This is a genomic window from Marinobacterium aestuarii (assembly GCF_001651805.1).
Classification (GTDB): Bacteria; Pseudomonadota; Gammaproteobacteria; order Pseudomonadales; family Balneatricaceae; genus Marinobacterium_A; species Marinobacterium_A aestuarii.
In genome coordinates, this window is sequence record NZ_CP015839.1 from 1,956,024 (window position 1) to 1,971,699 (window position 15,676).

Here is a 15,676-nt window from a genome sequence, read left to right on the forward strand (position 1 = left end):
GAAAGGCCCAGTGATCAAGCATCCCTGCTTCATGTATTAACCCGGGTTAATACCTCTGCAGATAGCGTGACAAGCTCTGCCGGGGCAGTAATAATGTGCGCCTTCTTTCGGTCTCTGCATCTACCCTGGCGTATCTAATGGCGCGAGTCTGGGCAAGTATTTAAGAATGTGAGGATGGATGTGAAACAGATCAGTTGCGTAATCTTGGCGTCCTTGCTGCTTGGCGGTTGTTTGGCCAACGGGCCTGTGCCTGCTGAATCAGATGCCCAGGTAGCCGGTGCGCCTGCTTCAAATGCTCCGGCCGGGCAGGATGCGGCGGCGACTGGCGCGTCCAATGCCTCCGCTCAGGCGCCTGGTCAGGCGGCAAAGTCCGGCACAGTGACGACAGCAGCGACTGATGAGGCGCTGCAGCGTAACCTGGAGACACTGGCCAACCGCCTGACCCTGATGCAGGAGCAGCTGATCCAGATCAAGGCTCAGGGCGCCGAGCTGTCACAGCAGTCAGGCACGGCGCTTGCGCGCCTGCAGATGCTGACCGGCAGCGCCGCCCTGGACGGTGCTGATGATGCTGCCGACAATGCCGCACCTGCAGGTATTGCGGGCGCGGCGCCAGAGCAGCTGGCGGGCCTGATCGACCAGCTCAGCCAGATAGCCAATGAGCTGTCGCTCAGCGGTGTGGGGGATCGCTATCGCATCGCCGCCGATTACACCGGCGCAGGGCAATGGATACTGATCCGTTATGACCGCTTCAGCGGTGAGTCATGGCTGGCGGATCAGGGCGCCTGGCAGCCGCTGCTTGAATCCGGATCGCTGGAACGTTCGGACTATGAAATTCAGCTCAGCGGAGCCCGGCCTGACAAGGATATCAAGGGCTATGTGGCAGCTCGGCTGGACAGGCGCAATGGTGATACTTGGTGGCTGAAGCAGGATGCATGGCAGAAGTTTGAGTGATGAGTACGCATCAATATCAGGATCTGATCCAGCTGTTCAACGGTCAGTTTGAGCACAGCCTCAACACCCTGCTGGTGCGTGGCGATGACGAACCCGTCTATCTGCCCGCCGATGCCGAGCATCCGCAGCACCGGATTATTTTTGCCCACGGCTTTTTTTCCAGCGCTCTGCATGAAATTTCCCACTGGTGCGTGGCCGGTGCGAAGCGGCGTACCCAGGTGGATTTTGGTTACTGGTACAAGCCTGACGGGCGCACGGCAGAGGAACAGGCGCTGTTCGAGAGCGTAGAAGTCAAACCCCAGGCGCTGGAGTGGATGCTTTCCGTCGCCTGTGGGCACCGCTTTCACTTCAGTGCTGACAATCTGTCGGCGCAGATCGGCGCCAGCCGTGGCTTCGAAGCTCGCGTTCAGCGCCAGGTGCTGCACTATCTTGAGGTGGGCCTGCCCACCAGAGCAGGCTTGCTGGTGGAGGCGTTCAGGGCCTTTTACGGCACAGACCCGCTTGATCCCGGCGCCTTTGCGCTGCCGTACGATACAGAGCTTGCTTCAGTACCCTTAGCTGTGAGGCAGCACCCTCAGAATCCGGGCGGCAGCGCGATCATGTGACCGCCTGAGTTTCGTTCCTGATCCTTTCTTTATATTCCGTTTGCCGTTTTCAGCCTGCAGCAGCCGCTGCCGTTACCCATGGCTGTTAGTGGCTGTGCTGTTCTGTGCCATGTGAATGGGTCATGGATTCCGCCTTTTTGTGTGCCGGGTCTTGTGTCGAGTCATGTGATTCGCCATGAGAGGCGCCCTGTGGGTTTGCAGCATGTGTTTCCTCCATGGGAGAGCGAACCGGCAGGGTGAGCTGCAGCTGTTGTCCGTCACTGAAGTTCAGCTGCAAGCTTACCTCGTCGCCGGCATTGAGGGGCTGTGTCAGATCGATCAGCATCAGGTGATCGCCGCCGGGCTGCAGGCGATATTCAGCTCCTGCGGGGATTTCCACCTGCTGCGCCGCGCGCATACGCATGACGCCATCCTGCTGCCGGGTCTGGTGTAGCTCAGTGGTGCCGGCGCTATCGGTTTGGGCGCTGTCCAGCTGTACCGGGCTGGCGGAATTGTTGTGCAGCGTCAGGTAGGCCGCACTGATGCTGTGTCCGGGCGGTACAGCCCGCACGTAGCCGTCCTGTGCCTGAACCTCGGCGAAGGCGGAGGTTGTACAGAGAAGGCTGGTCAGTAGCGTTGAGAGCAGGCCGGCGCGGGGCAGTAGCTGTGGCATGGGGGGATCTTCCTTGTGCTGTCGGGAGGGTTAATGACGGGAGAGTCAGAGCAGCGCGCGCAGTTTGGCGGCCAGCTCATCCGGGCTGATTGTGTCGCTCAGTACCTCAAGCAACTGTCCATCACTGTCGATCAGATACAGGCGTGAGCTGTGATCGACGCTGTACGCCAGGGCTGAGTCCGTCTGTTCGCTGATGCGATAGTAGGCGCCGTAGCTTTTGGTCACCGCATCGATTTGCGCCCGGCTGCCGGTCAGCCCCACCAGGCTGGGGTGAAAAAAGGCACTGTAGGCTGCCAGTGCTTCGGGCGTATCGCGTTTTGGATCGACGCTGATAAAAATACCGCGTACCCGATCCTGATCGCTCGGGTCGAGGCGACGAAAACCCTGGGCCATCACGGCCAGAGAGGTGGGGCAGACATCGGGGCAGGAGGCGTAGCCAATATAGAGCACGCTGGGGTAGCCGCGAAAGTCAGTCAGCGTCACCGGTCCTGTGGCCGCCATTAGGCTGAAATCCCCTCCCAGGCGTGTGCCCAGGGTCTGTTCGACGGGGGCCGGGCGCAGCAGGATGGCACTGGCAATGCCCGCCAGCAGCAGGACGCTCATGATTAGCAGGATACGCAATGTCTTCAGGTTCTTGTTCATTGGGCGCTGAACTCATAGTGGGCGATGGTGGGGGCGGTATCGCCAAGGGCTTCAATACGTGCTTGCCATTGCATCTGCTCAGTGGTGCAGATGGCAAGCTCGGTTCTGCCGCGCCACAGGCCTGGCTGGTCGGCGGATTCGGTCAGCTGCAGACGGTTGATTCCCATGTACATGTTACGTCCCTCCAGTTGCAGGGTGACGCTGCGGGCCTGGATGCCCTCAAGCTGCAAGCTGAACTCTAGCGCTTCACCGGCCAGAGCAGGGCCTGATACCAGCTCCAGTGTCATGGCCTGGTCGTTGCTGCGGCTGGTGCAGGGCGCGACGGACAGGTCGCAGCCCGGCACCATGGCAAGGCTGGGCGTCTGTGATGTTGTGCTGAGCAGGCGCGGCAGCAATAGGATGCTTGCCAGCAGGCATGCTGCCGTTAACGTCAACATCAGCAGGGTGCGCGGGGTCTGGGATGTCTCAGACATATCCGGCTCATTCAGGGCAAAGACGCATTCTAGGACAGCAGGGGGGCTCTGTCGCTGTGGCTGAATGTCGCAGCGCGGTGTCGCGCTGCGACACGGGAGCCTGCCTCAGCGGGGCTCTATACAGCGTTGCAGCTGCCGCTCGATCAGATCCCAGTCGAGTGCTTCGCGGGCGATGATTTCCACGCGGGAGTCACGCCGCCAGGCGATCTTGTCAATATCATGCTGCTCGAGCACGCGGTTATAAAACACCCAGACATAGCCGATTCGAAAGGCGCCCTTGACGCGCAGCGCACCTTCGAGGCCATTGAGCACGACTTCGAGGCGGTCATAGTCGAATACCTCGTCGCGGTGGAATACCCAGCCGCAGCTGACAAAATCCGTGCCCTGGCCAATGCGGCGAATCGGTTGTCCGGCCTCCGGCAGCAACAGGGGTTGCGCGGTGGTGGCAGTTGAGGGGCCTGGTTGCATGGCCTGCTGGCTATGGCTGTCGGGGAACTGGGCGGCCAGGGTATCGTCGCGGATCAGATCCAGTAGCTCAATGGGGAAGCGGCCCTGGCGTGCCTGTTCAATGCGCTGCTTGGGCGGAAACAGGCCCTGGAGCCCTTGCAGTGCCTTGTCGATCAGGGCGGGGGAGGCGAGGTCGAGTTTGTTAAGCACTACGATATCGGCCAGGTTGAGCTGATCCTGGAAGGTTTCATGGGCCATGACCCGTGGGTCTTCCAGTAGCTGCGGATCCAGCAGGCAAATGATGGCACGCAGATCCAGCACGTCTTTGAAGCTGCCGCTTTGCAAGGTGTCGATAATGCCCTCGGGGTGGCCAAGGCCGGTGGGTTCGATGATCAGGCGCTGGGGCTTGGCGCTGCGAATCAGGGTGGCGAGTCCCGCCCGCAGGGCAGGTCCCAGGGCGCAGCAGATGCAGCCGCCGGCCAGTTCCTTGATATGCAGGCCATCGGCATCGGGCATGGCGGCCTTGTCGACGCCGATCTGACCGAATTCATTGACCAGTACTGCCCAGCGCTCATCGGCGGGCTTCTGGGCCAGCAGCGCGTTGATGGCCGTGGTTTTGCCGACTCCGAGGAAGCCGGTGATGATATTGACGGGGATTTTGTCGGTCATCCCGCTACTCCTTGTGCGCTGGGTGTTCGATAGGGTTCAGGTTCTGGCGCGGCCTGATGGTAGCTGCGCAAGCAGCATACCGGCGAGCATCAGGGCGCAGCCCGCCAGAGCGCGGCCGGTCAGTTCCTCATTGAGCAGCAGCCAGCCACCGAAGGCGGCGAATACCGCTTCCAGACTCATGATGATGGCGGCGTGGGCGGCGGGAGCATGCTTTTGCGCATAGACCTGCAGGGTATAGGCGACCCCAACCGACAGCAAGCCTGCGTAGGCGATGGGCTGCCAGGCGGCCTTCAGATTGGCGAGGGTAAAGCTGTCTTGTTCATAGATCAATGCCACGCCAAGACAGAGCAGCGCACAGATCAGAAACTGAATGATCGACAGGCGCAAGCCGTCCAGGTGAGGCGCCAGGCGGCCTATGATCAGTACGTGGCCGGCCCAGAACGCTGCACCTATGAGCTCCAGCAGGTCGCCCCGGTTGATAACCATGGCAGCGTTGATACTGAGGAAGTAAAGCCCCACCAGTGCCAGGGAGGCGCCGACCCAGATAGCACGGCTTACCGGTTGTCCCATCAGCCGGGCCGCAATTGGCACCAGCACTATATAGAGGCCGGTGATAAAGCCCGCATTGCCGGCGGTGGTGTAGAGCAGGCCAGCCTGTTGCAGGGATGCACCACAAAAAAGCAGGCTGCCGGCGGCCAGGCCGCCGCGCAATAGCGGGCGCCACTCGCCTTGGCCTGCGCGGGCGCGGAATATGAGCGTCAGGGGCAGCAGTGAAAGGGCGCCGAGCAAAAATCGTGCGGCATTAAAGCCAAAGGGCCCCAGGTGATCCATGCCAAGGCGCTGGGCGACAAAGGCGAGCCCCCAGATTGCGGCTACCAGCAGCAACAACAGATTGGCTTTAAGTCGCACATTGGCCATGGTGGCGCCGTCTCTCGATCCTTGAAAGTGCGCTAGGGTATCCCCGGGGCCGGCGCTGGTAAACCGGTTATTGCAACATTTCACCTGACTGGAGTGCAGGGGGATGCAGTATATGGATTAAACACTTATAGTGTTTTGAGGGGCTTTCTTCTCTGTACATATTAACCCGGTGGGTTAAGACCTGAAGCAGGGGGGGCTTCATCACTGGGTCCTTCGTTGAAACCAAGGGCCCATGCGAACACGTTTAATAGTGCCATTGATGGCGATGCCTGTGCTGTCGCAACTCGGCAGTGTCGGGCCTCACTCCCGGAATCGGGGACTGGATATGACCGATAGTTTCAGGCCCTTGCGCCTAACGATGCTGATCTTGTCGCTGCTGCTGCTGCTGTCTGTCGTTTCCTACGGCTGGTTCAGCTGGAACGAGGTGAGGCGCAACGTGACGCAGGATCTGCAGCAGCAGAACGCGGCCTTTATTGATCAGACCGAGACGTTTTTCCGCCTGCAGGAACAGTTGCTGCTGTCTGCAGGATCTCCGCTGGTGCAGGATAACCGTCTGCGCCGTTCCGAGTTGCAGGCGGCGCTGGATATGTTGTCTGCTACTGTGCCGCAAATTCGTGGGCTGGGTGTGCTTGATCGTCGCGGCGAGCTGCTGCTGGGGGTGGGCGCTGACATGGCGGCGGATCTCAGTCTGACCTCAAGTGATGCCATCACCCAGGCGCGCTATACCGAACACCTCAAGCTGGGGGCGGCCTTTCGTCTTGATGTCGATTCAGTCGCGCTCTTGCCCGCCTTTCTGGCTCTGCCCGACAAGGACGGCAATGTGCTGGCGCTGCTGGTGGCGCTGTACAGCATCAATGGGCAGGATTCGATCTGGCAAAACGTGCAGCGTCGATACGGCGCCAACCTCTGGTTGCTGGCGGATGATGGCAAGCTGCGCTATGCCCACCCCATGACGGGAGGCATGTTGCGTGATCTTGCCACTATGAAGGTCGATACCCAGACACTTGCAGAACTGCAGCTGCGCGGTGGCTATGGCATGAGTGGCGATGCCTTTTCGCTGGCTCTCAATGATGAATCGGTGGTGGTGCAGTCGCAGTTGCTGCCGCAGTATCAGTTTGTCTCCGCTGCCTTTCTGCCGCTGCGTCAGCTGTTCTGGCTTTGGCTCGGCAAGGTGCAGTCCGTGGGCACCGTGGTGGCGTTGTTTCTGCTGGTCGCGCTGCTGGTCTATCGCTTGATCTGGCTGGCCGGTACACGGCTGGTCAATGCCCGTATCACCGCCGAGAGTAATCTGCTGAAGTTGTCCCAGGCGATTGAGCAGAGCCAGGACAGCGTTGTGGTGACCGACAGTAGCTGGTGTATCGAATATGCCAACCGTCGCTTCGAGGGGGAGGTCAAGCAGGATGAGGCTCGCCTCAAGGGGGTGCCGGTCACGAACTTTTCCCCCCATGACATGCTGCGTGACGATCTGCAGCAGATTCAGGGCAAGGTGCTGGACAACGGCAGCTGGTGCGGCGAGCGCCAGAGGGCCGGTACCGAGCAATGGTATGAGTTTTCGATTTCGCTGGTGGAAATTTCCGAGTCGGACGATGTCAGTTTTATCCTGATCGGTCAGGATATTTCCGAGCGCAAGGCCGCAGAAGCATTGCTCTACCAGCAAGCCAATTTCGATTCACTGACGCAATTGCCCAACCGGCGCCGGGCCAGCGAGCTGATTACACAGGCGCTGGAGCAGGCCTGGAGTAGCCAAAGTGAAGTGGCGCTACTGTATCTGGATCTGGACAACTTCAAGCAGATTAACGATACCTTCGGACATTTGTTCGGTGATCAGGTGCTGGTCAGGGTCGCTCAGCGCCTGCAGCAGGTGTTGGGTGCTGATGGCAGCCTGGCGCACATGAGTGGCGATGAATTCCTGATCCATTTCAGCTTTCAGAACAGGTCCCAGATCGAACAGGTGGCGGGCAATATACTCGCGGCCTTTCGCGCACCCCTGCCGTTGCAGGGCAAGAATCTGAGCATGTCGATCAGTATTGGCATATCGCGCTATCCGGTCGACAGCCCCGATGCTCAGGGGCTGATTCGTGATGCCGACCTTGCGCTCTATGAGTCCAAGCGTTGTGGTCGCGGTCGTTTTACCTTTTTTGATGCCGAGCTCGACAAGCGCATGAAACGCCGGCTCGAGATTGAACATCAGCTGCCCATTGCGCTGAAGAGCGGCGAACTCTTTATGGTGTACCAGAGCAAGAACTCGATCGAAAGCGGCGAGATTCTGGGCTTTGAGGCCCTGATGCGTCTGAACAGTCGCTCGCTGGGTGCGGTCGGTCCCGCCGAGTTTATTGAGATCGCCGAGGAAAACGGGTTTATCGAGGAGCTGGGTCGCTTTGCGCTTAGGCAGGGCTGTGAGGATCTGGCCCGGTTTCAGGCCATTGGCGGCCGTTCGCTGACCATGGCCATCAATGTGTCGGTGCGTCAGCTGCTGGATGATTCGATTGTCGGCTATACCCGCCAGATGATAACCGATAACCGTCTTGATCCGGCGACGCTGGAGCTCGAAATCACCGAGTCACTGCTGGCCGAAAACCTGGCGCTGGTAATGCCGCGCCTCGAACAGCTACGTGCGCTGGGTCTGTCCCTGACGATCGACGACTTTGGCACCGGCTACAGTTCCCTTAGCTATCTGACCCGCTTCCCGGTGGCAACGCTCAAGATCGACAAGTGCTTCATCGACGAGCTGGAAAAACACGCCAACGATGCCACCGTGGTACGTACCATTATCCAGATGGGCCATGCGCTTGGGCTGAAGGTGGTCGCTGAAGGGCTGGAGCTTGAATCCCAGTGGCGCATCCTGCGCCAGTTCGGCTGCGACGTTGGGCAGGGGTATCTGTTTTCAAAACCGCTTGACTTTGACCAGGCCGAGCGACTGCTGCAGACCACGGCAAAGATTCCGCTGCTGCGCCCGGCCAGGGAAGATCACTGAGTGCAGCGAGATTTGTGTTAATGCCTGCTCAGGCATGTTCGATCAGCGCCTTGAGCTCGGGAATGCAGGAGCCACAGTTGGTGCCGCAGCTCAGCGCCTTGCCCAGGGACTCGACCGAGTTGGCACCCGCCTTCATCGCCTGACGAATGCGCTTTTCCCCCACCTGGAAACAGGAACAGATGATTGCCCCCTGATCCGGTGCGCCTTCGCTGGCGCGGCCCGACAGTAATTGCATGCGTTCCTTGGTCGTGAGGCTGCGTCCCAGCTGGGTCGACAGCCAGGCAGGCGGCGGCAGTTCAGCGTCGCAACTGGCAATAAACACCCATAACAGGCGGCCGTCCCTAAAGGCGGCGGCGCGATAGTGGTTGGCGTGGCTGTCCAGCAGCTCGATCAGGTCGGTGCTGGCAGGTAGCCAGCTTTTGACCCAGTCCGACCAGTCCGGTCTGTCATTGAACCCCGCCAGCGCATAGCGTTCCCCCTGCTCCAGCGTGACACGGCTCCAGTAGTCACTGGCGGGCGTCTCAATGGCGTCCAGGCTCAGCAGCATCCCCTGCCAGCGCGGGCGCAGGCCCTGCATGCGCACCGGACTCTGTTTCAGCTCGGGTTGCCCGGAGACCGGATCCGTGACGGCGGCCACCAGGGCATCGACAGCGCCGTGGGATGCATAGCGATCATTCCAGTGGATGGGGGCAAACAGTGATCCTGGTTGCTGATTCGGGGTCACCCGAGCGCGCCCGATATATTCAGCATTGAGGGCTGAAAGGCTGACCAGGTCACCGCTGTGAATGCGCTGCTGTTGTGCATCCCGTTCACTGATTTCGATGTAGGGTTCGTCGCAGTGGTCCAGCAGACGCGGGCTGCGGGCGGTGCGGGTCATGGTATGCCACTGATCCCGGCTGCGCCCGGTATTGAGTACGAAGTCACCGTCCCGGCAGGGATTGGCTGGCATGCGGGCATCTATAGGCAGCAGGCGGGCGCGGCCCGAGGCTGTAAAGAAGTGGCCGTCTGCGAACATGCGCGCCGTGCCTTCGGGGGAGGTATCGGTGACGGGCCACTGGATGGGTGCCAGGGCGTCGTACTGGTTGCGGGTCAGGTCGGCCAGGGCGGAGATATCAAAATCCCGGCTGCCCTGGTTGCGATAGCCCGACAGGCGGGCGTGTTCCTGAAAGATGTCCGCCGGGTGCCGGTACGCGAAAGCGTCACCGAAGCCCAGGCGTGCGGCGACATCGCAGACGATCTGCCAGTCGTGGCGAGCCTCGCCAGGAGCCTGCAAGAAGCCGCGCTGGCGCGAGATGCGGCGTTCCGAATTGGTGACGGTGCCGTTTTTCTCGGCCCAGGTGGTGGCCGGCAGCAGCACGTCGGCCAGGGCCGTGGTGTCGGTCTGCTCGACACAGTCACTGACCACCACCAGTTCGCACTGCTGCAGGGCGCGGCGTACCTGGGCCGAGTCCGGCAGGCTCACCGCCGGGTTGGTGCCAATGATCCAGACGGCCTTGACGTCGCCGCGCTCAATTGCCTGAAACAGATCCACGGCCTTGAGGCCAGGCGCCTGCGCCATTTTGGGGGCTTGCCAGAAGTCGGCCACTGTTTCCAGGTGAGTCGGGTTGTCGAACTCCATATGGGCCGCCAGCTGGTTGGCCAGGCCGCCGACTTCGCGCCCGCCCATGGCGTTGGGCTGGCCGGTAATGGAAAACGGGCTGGCGCCGGGCTTGCCGACACGCCCTGTGGCCAGGTGACAGTTGATGATGGCGTTGGCCTTGTCGGTGCCGGAGGACGACTGGTTGATGCCCTGGGAGTAAAACGTCAGGCTGCGCTCGGTGCGGGCGAAATGCTCGAACAGCCACTGCACGTCCGCAGGCTCAAGACCGCAGTAGGCCGCGGTGGTCATCAGGTCCGGGCACTGCTGCTGGGCCTGGGTCAGGGCGGCGTCAAAGCCTTCGCAGTGCTGCGCAATATAGTCGTCGTCCAGCGCATCGTTCTGCGCCAGGTAGCTCAGCAGACCGTTGAACAGAAAGGCATCACTGCCGGGCTTGAGGGCCAGGTGGCGGTCGGCCAGGTCACAGGTGGCGGTACGTCTTGGATCCAGTACCACGACCTGCATGTCCGGGCGGGCCTGTTTGGCTCTTGCCAGGCGCTGATACAGGATGGGGTGGGCCCAGGCGGCATTGGAGCCCACCAGTATGACCAGGTCGGCCTCGTCGAGGTCGTCGTAGCAGGCGGGTACGGTGTCGCTGCCAAAGGCGCGCTTTTGCCCGGCGACCGCCGAAGACATGCACAGGCGCGAGTTGGTATCGACATTGGCGCTGCCGATAAAGCCTTTCATCAGCTTGTTGGCGACGTAATAGTCTTCGGTCAGGATCTGGCCCGACAGGTAAAAGGCGACCGAGTCGGGGCCATGCTGATCGATCAGGCGGGCGAAGGTATCGGCGACCTTGTCCAGCGCGCTGTCCCAGCTGACGCGCTGACCCTGAATCTGCGGGTACAGCAGACGGCCCTCGGGGCCTGCGGTTTCATGCAGCGCCGAGCCCTTGACGCAAAGACGGCCGTTGTTGGCCGGGTGCGATGCATCGCCGCTCACCGCGATCAGGCGGTTGTCACTAACGCGCGCCTCGACACCACAGCCGACGCCGCAGTAGGGGCAGGTGGTCAGGGTGCTGGACTCAGGTTTGTTCTTCATGATGGGTTCCACTCGCCGTGTCGTTCAGACCTGGGTGTATGGGGAGTCAGGCGCACAGGCAACTTGGAAAACAGTGCGCATAAAAAAACGCCACCTCCCGCCAAGTGGCAGGAGATGGCGCCATTGCCAACTTCCACGTTAGGGGCCGGGCCGGTGAGAATCAGATCTCGCGGGGCACGACACTTTTCGTTCTATTGTTATTGGTTATGCGAATGTCATGCCAGTTTATTATTTTTCCCAAAATGCCCATGGCATTGGCGTTTCCGGGTGTGAATCGCGGCAGTGGGGGACTGTTGCGGTACATAAAGGAGCCGTTTGGGTGCGTGCCTGATCCCGCATGCCCCTTAACGGGGCGTCGGGTCGATCAGCAGTACGTCATCCCGCAGGCTTACCTGCCAGGTGGCGAGTTTCACTGTCTCGTCCTCGAAGCACTGGCCGTCGATCAGGCTGAAGCGCTGCTTGTACAGCGGCGAGGCGACCACAGGCACATCGGCGATGGAGCCGACGATGCCGCGGGACAATACATTGGCCTGGCCGAAGGGGTCGTGATTGTCGATGGCGTAGACCTGTTCGTCGTCCGGCAGGTAGAAGAGTGCCACCTGGCGGCCGTCCACCAGGGCGCAGACGCCGCTGTTGGGGACCAGGTCGGCTTTGCTGCACAGGGAAATCAGTTTTGTGTTGGTGGTCATGGTTTGATTCCTCAGCTAACCATCTTGACGGGGACGGCCGGTGTATTGGCGGTTTTTTCCGCAGCGGTGGCGGGGCGGATCTGATCGCGTTCCATCACGAACACCACGTTGTCGTCGGTCGCATCGGCGTTGACGAAGGGGCGGAAACGCTTGAGGGCTTCTGGGTCCTCGATGGTTTTCTTCCACTCGCATTCGTAGGTGCCGACAACCTGCAGCATCTGCTCTTCAAGTTCTGCGCCAAGCCCCAGGGAGTCTTCAATGATGACCTGGCGCAGGTAGTCCAGACCGCCTTCAAGGTTGTCCATCCACACGGAGGTGCGCTGCAGGCGATCGGCGGTCTTGACGTAGAACATCAGGAAACGGTCGATGTACTTGATCAGGGTGTCCTTGTCCAGATCGGTGGCGAACAGGTCGCCGTGGCGCGGTTTCATGCCGCCGTTGCCGCACAGGTAGAGGTTCCAGCCGTTTTCGGTGGCGATGATGCCCACGTCCTTGCTCTGGGCCTCGGCGCACTCACGGGTGCAGCCGGATACGGCAAACTTGATCTTGTGAGGCGAGCGCAGGCCCTTGTAACGGTTCTCCACTTCGATGGCCAGACCCACACTGTCGTCTACACCGTAGCGGCACCAGGTACTGCCGACGCAGGATTTGACAGTACGCAGCGACTTGCCGTAGGCGTGGCCGGTTTCAAAGCCGGCATCCACCAGGATGCGCCATATCTGCGGCAGCTCTTCCAGGCGGGCGCCGAAGAGGTCGATACGCTGGCCGCCGGTGACCTTGGTGTAGAGGTTGAACTGCTTGGCCACCTGACCCAGAGTGATCAGCTTGTCGGGGGTGATTTCACCGCCGGCAACACGGGGCACGACCGAGTAGGTGCCGTCCTTCTGCATGTTGGCGAGGAAAGTATCGTTGGTGTCCTGCAGCCCGACGTGGGGCTTTTTCAGTACGAACTCGTTCCAGCACGACGCCAGGATGGAAGCGGCGGTGGGTTTGCAGATCTCGCAGCCCTTGCCACGGCCGTGTTTGTGCAGCAGCTCGTCGAAGGACTTGATCTGATCCACGCGTACCAGATGGTAAAGTTCCTGACGGGTAAAGTCGAAGTGCTCGCACAGGTTGCGATTGACTTCCACGCCGCGGCTTTCGAGTTCATGGTTCACCAGGTTGGTCAGCAGGGCGGAACAGCCGCCACAGCCCGTGGCCGCCTTGGTGCAGGACTTGACGTCACCCAGGGTGGCGGCACCGCCATCGATGGCCTGGCAGATATCGCCTTTGGAGACATCATGGCAGGAGCAGATTTGCGCCGTTTCGGGCAGGGCGGCAACGCCCAGGCCCGCGGGTTTGCCGTCGCCGCCGCGCTGGGGCAGGATCAGGCTGTCCGGAAATTCCGGCAGCTCGATACCGTTGAGGGCGTACTGCAGCAGGGTGCCATAGTCCTCGGCATCGCCCACCAGGATCGCGCCCAGCAGCTGCTTGCCGCTTTCATTGACGACGATCTTCTTGTAGGTGCCGCAGGCTTCATCCAGATAGGTGTAGTTGCGCGCGCCCGGAGTATGGCCGTGGGCGTCGCCGATGCTGGCCACATCCACGCCCATGAGCTTGAGTTTGGTGCTCATGTCGGCGCCGAGGAACTGTTTGTCTTCACCCAGCAGCCTGGCAACGGCGACCTTGGCCATGTTGTAGCCTGGGGCCACCAGGCCGAAGATGCGGCCATTCCAGAGGGCGCATTCGCCGATGGCGAAGATGTTCTTGTCCGAGGTCAGGCAATCGTTGTCGATAACGATGCCGCCGCGCTCGCCCACATCCAGGCCGCAGCTGCGGGCCAGTTCGTCACGCGGGCGGATGCCGGCGGAGAACAGGATGACGTCTGTCTCCAGTACCTCACCGTCGGCGAACTCCATGCGGTGCACGGCGTTGTCGCCATCCACGATCTGCTGGGTATTCTTGCCGGTATGTACCTTCACGCCCAGTTCTTCAATCTTGTCGCGCAGCACCTTGCCGCCGGCATCATCCAGCTGTACCGCCATCAGGCGCGGGGCAAATTCCACTACGTGGGTTTCGAGCCCCAGATCGCGCAACGCCTTGGCCGCTTCCAGTCCCAGCAGGCCACCGCCCACGACCACACCGCTGCGGCCCTTGGCGGCGCTGGCGGTGATGGCTTCCAGGTCTTCGATGGTGCGGTACACCAGGCAGTGTTCGCGGTCATGACCCGGTACCGGTGGCACAAAGGGGAAGGAGCCGGTGGCCAGAATGATCTGGTCGTAGGCCAGGACATCACCGGTGTTGCTGGTGACGCTCTGGTTATCGCGATCAATGCTGACGACTTTTTCGTTCAGGCGTACTGTGTAGCCCCATTCGGCGTACTGCGCCGGCTGCCCCATGGCCAGATCTTCGGCGGTCTTGCCCGAAAAATAGGCGCTCAGCTGCACACGGTCGTAGGCCAGACGCGGCTCTTCGCAGAAGATGGTGACGTCAAAGCGCTCGGCTGCGCCACTGTCTGCAAGGCTGGCGAGGAATTGGTGACCGACCATGCCATTGCCGATCAGGATCAGTTTAGTTTTGTTCATGGGGTTACTCCCGTTACGGATTCTGTGGCTGGCAGGGACCCGGTCGTACAGGATCGATCTGCTAGTTTGAGTTCAGTGTTCATACGGCTATTTCTTGGGTAATGGAGGCCGTGACCGGTACTTCCGGGATCTCATCAAGGCAGCAGGCGCGGCCGAAGATCAGCTGTGGCAGCAGTTCGCCCAGATCCTGCTGGCGCTGCATCAGTTCGAAGTACCACTGGCCGTCCTGTACGTCGCCATAGAGCACGACGCCTACCAGACGGTTATCCCGCAGCAGCAGCTTGCGATAGACGCCGCTGGCGCTGTCGCCCAGTGTCAGGCTGTCCAGCTCAGGGGCATCGAGGTACTCGCCTGCGCTGAACAGATTGATGCCCGACACCTTCAGCTTGGTGGGTACCGGTGCATCACGATAAGGAGTGGCCAGACCCCGGACCAGTCGATCTGCCAGCAGGCGAGCCTGCTCCCAGATCGGTGCTACCAGTCCAAAGGTCCGTCCACGGTGCTCTATGCATTCCCCCAGGGCACTGATGCGGGCATCGCTGCTGCGCAGCAGATCATCGACCTGCAGGCCGCGGTCGCATTCCAGCGCCGCCGAGCGCGCCAGCGCGCTGTTGGGGGTAATGCCGGTGGCGATGATGGCCAGTTGGGCATCGAGGCGGGTACCGCTTTTCAGCACGGCACCCTGCAGCTGCTCGCTGCCCTCGAAGTGGCTGATTTCATCCCCCAGTACAAAGCGAATACCGCGCAGGGCCAGCTCGGCGCGCAGCAGCTCGCCGGCGCAGGCGTCGAGCTGGCGATTCATCAGCCAGTCACCGCGGTGAATCAGGGTCACGCCCAGGCCCTTTTTGGCCAGGGCGTCGGCGGCTTCAAGACCCAGAAGGCCGCCACCGATCACCAGTGCGTCCCGGCTGCGGGCGCTCTGGGCAAGGATGTGCTCGACATCCTGCTCGGTACGAAAATCGAAGATGCCAGCCAGTGCCTGGTTATCGGCCGGGATCCGGGCCGGGCGTGAACCTGTGGCCAGAATCAGCTGGTCGTATTCACAGCGCAGCCCCTTGTGGCTGATAACAAAACGCTGGGCCCGGTCGATCTCTACCACGGCGTCATTGCTGTGCAGGCTGATGCCGTGGTTCTTGTACCAGAGGTTGCTCTTAAGCTGGATCGACTTGCGGTCGGTGTCACCTGCCAGCAGTGGTGAGAGCTGAATACGGTTATAGGCACCACCGGGCTCATCACCGAATACAGTAATCTGGTAGGCACTGGCATCGCGGCTCAACAGCTCGTCGAGCAGACGGCTGGTTGCCATGCCGTTACCAATAATGACCAGTTTCTGTAGTTCCATCCGGTGTGGGCTCCGCAATATCTATTTCAGGAAAAAGCGTTCAATAAAAAAAGGCGTTCATCAGCCGTGCGCA

12 protein-coding genes are annotated in these 15,676 nt (G+C 61.0%); 3 read left to right on the forward strand and 9 right to left on the reverse strand.

Going from position 1 to position 15,676, the window contains the following annotated elements; translation table 11 throughout:
• Window positions 1-246: 246 nt before the first annotated feature.
• Entirely contained in the window at window positions 247-951 is a 705-nt protein-coding gene (locus tag A8C75_RS08660) for a hypothetical protein (RefSeq protein ID WP_157890251.1), read from the forward strand.
• The gene (locus tag A8C75_RS08665) at window positions 951-1,556 is read left to right on the forward strand and encodes an elongation factor P hydroxylase (protein ID WP_084783888.1); all 606 of its coding nucleotides are present in this window, start codon (window positions 951-953) and stop codon (window positions 1,554-1,556) included. Before A8C75_RS08660 ends, A8C75_RS08665 begins: the two co-directional genes overlap by 1 nt.
• A gap of 85 nt (window positions 1,557-1,641) precedes the next feature.
• Here the strand turns inward: A8C75_RS08665 and A8C75_RS08670 are convergent, their stop codons facing one another.
• The 5 genes from A8C75_RS08670 to A8C75_RS08690 all read right to left on the reverse strand — a co-directional run bounded on the left by A8C75_RS08670 (window position 1,642) and on the right by A8C75_RS08690 (window position 5,357).
• Window positions 1,642-2,208 (reverse strand): copper chaperone PCu(A)C, encoded by a 567-nt coding sequence (locus A8C75_RS08670; protein WP_067380805.1) that lies wholly within the window; start codon window positions 2,206-2,208, stop codon window positions 1,642-1,644.
• Between the two features lie 45 nt (window positions 2,209-2,253).
• Complete coding sequence (locus A8C75_RS08675) at window positions 2,254-2,850, reverse strand: SCO family protein (RefSeq protein WP_067380808.1); 597 nt, start codon at window positions 2,848-2,850, stop codon at window positions 2,254-2,256.
• The gene (locus tag A8C75_RS23750; protein ID WP_067380812.1) at window positions 2,847-3,323 is read right to left on the reverse strand and encodes a hypothetical protein; all 477 of its coding nucleotides are present in this window, start codon (window positions 3,321-3,323) and stop codon (window positions 2,847-2,849) included. The genes A8C75_RS08675 and A8C75_RS23750 overlap by 4 nt, the downstream gene beginning before the upstream one ends.
• A 105-nt stretch (window positions 3,324-3,428) precedes the next feature.
• On the reverse strand, window positions 3,429-4,439 hold the full coding sequence (locus tag A8C75_RS08685) for a CobW family GTP-binding protein (protein ID WP_067380815.1): 1,011 nt from the start codon (window positions 4,437-4,439) through the stop codon (window positions 3,429-3,431).
• A 36-nt stretch (window positions 4,440-4,475) separates the two neighbouring features.
• Window positions 4,476-5,357: a DMT family transporter gene (locus tag A8C75_RS08690; RefSeq protein WP_067380818.1), complete on the reverse strand. Its 882-nt coding sequence runs from the start codon at window positions 5,355-5,357 to the stop codon at window positions 4,476-4,478.
• 325 nt (window positions 5,358-5,682) lie between these two features.
• Here A8C75_RS08690 and A8C75_RS08695 point away from each other — a divergent pair, with 325 nt between their 5' ends.
• Window positions 5,683-8,331, forward strand: a complete 2,649-nt coding sequence (locus tag A8C75_RS08695) for a bifunctional diguanylate cyclase/phosphodiesterase (protein ID WP_162272098.1) — start codon at window positions 5,683-5,685, stop codon at window positions 8,329-8,331.
• Between the two features lie 28 nt (window positions 8,332-8,359).
• Here the strand turns inward: A8C75_RS08695 and A8C75_RS08700 are convergent, their stop codons facing one another.
• The 4 genes from A8C75_RS08700 to A8C75_RS08715 all read right to left on the reverse strand — a co-directional run bounded on the left by A8C75_RS08700 (window position 8,360) and on the right by A8C75_RS08715 (window position 15,603).
• Complete coding sequence (locus tag A8C75_RS08700; protein ID WP_067380825.1) at window positions 8,360-11,008, reverse strand: nitrate reductase; 2,649 nt, start codon at window positions 11,006-11,008, stop codon at window positions 8,360-8,362.
• Window positions 11,009-11,352: 344 nt separating this feature from the next.
• Window positions 11,353-11,697: a nitrite reductase small subunit NirD gene (gene nirD / locus A8C75_RS08705; RefSeq protein WP_067380828.1), complete on the reverse strand. Its 345-nt coding sequence runs from the start codon at window positions 11,695-11,697 to the stop codon at window positions 11,353-11,355.
• A gap of 11 nt (window positions 11,698-11,708) precedes the next feature.
• On the reverse strand, window positions 11,709-14,261 hold the full coding sequence (gene nirB, locus A8C75_RS08710) for a nitrite reductase large subunit NirB (protein ID WP_067380832.1): 2,553 nt from the start codon (window positions 14,259-14,261) through the stop codon (window positions 11,709-11,711).
• 79 nt (window positions 14,262-14,340) lie between these two features.
• Window positions 14,341-15,603, reverse strand: coding sequence for an NAD(P)/FAD-dependent oxidoreductase (locus A8C75_RS08715; RefSeq protein WP_067380836.1), 1,263 nt, complete (start codon window positions 15,601-15,603; stop codon window positions 14,341-14,343).
• Window positions 15,604-15,676 lie beyond the last annotated feature (73 nt).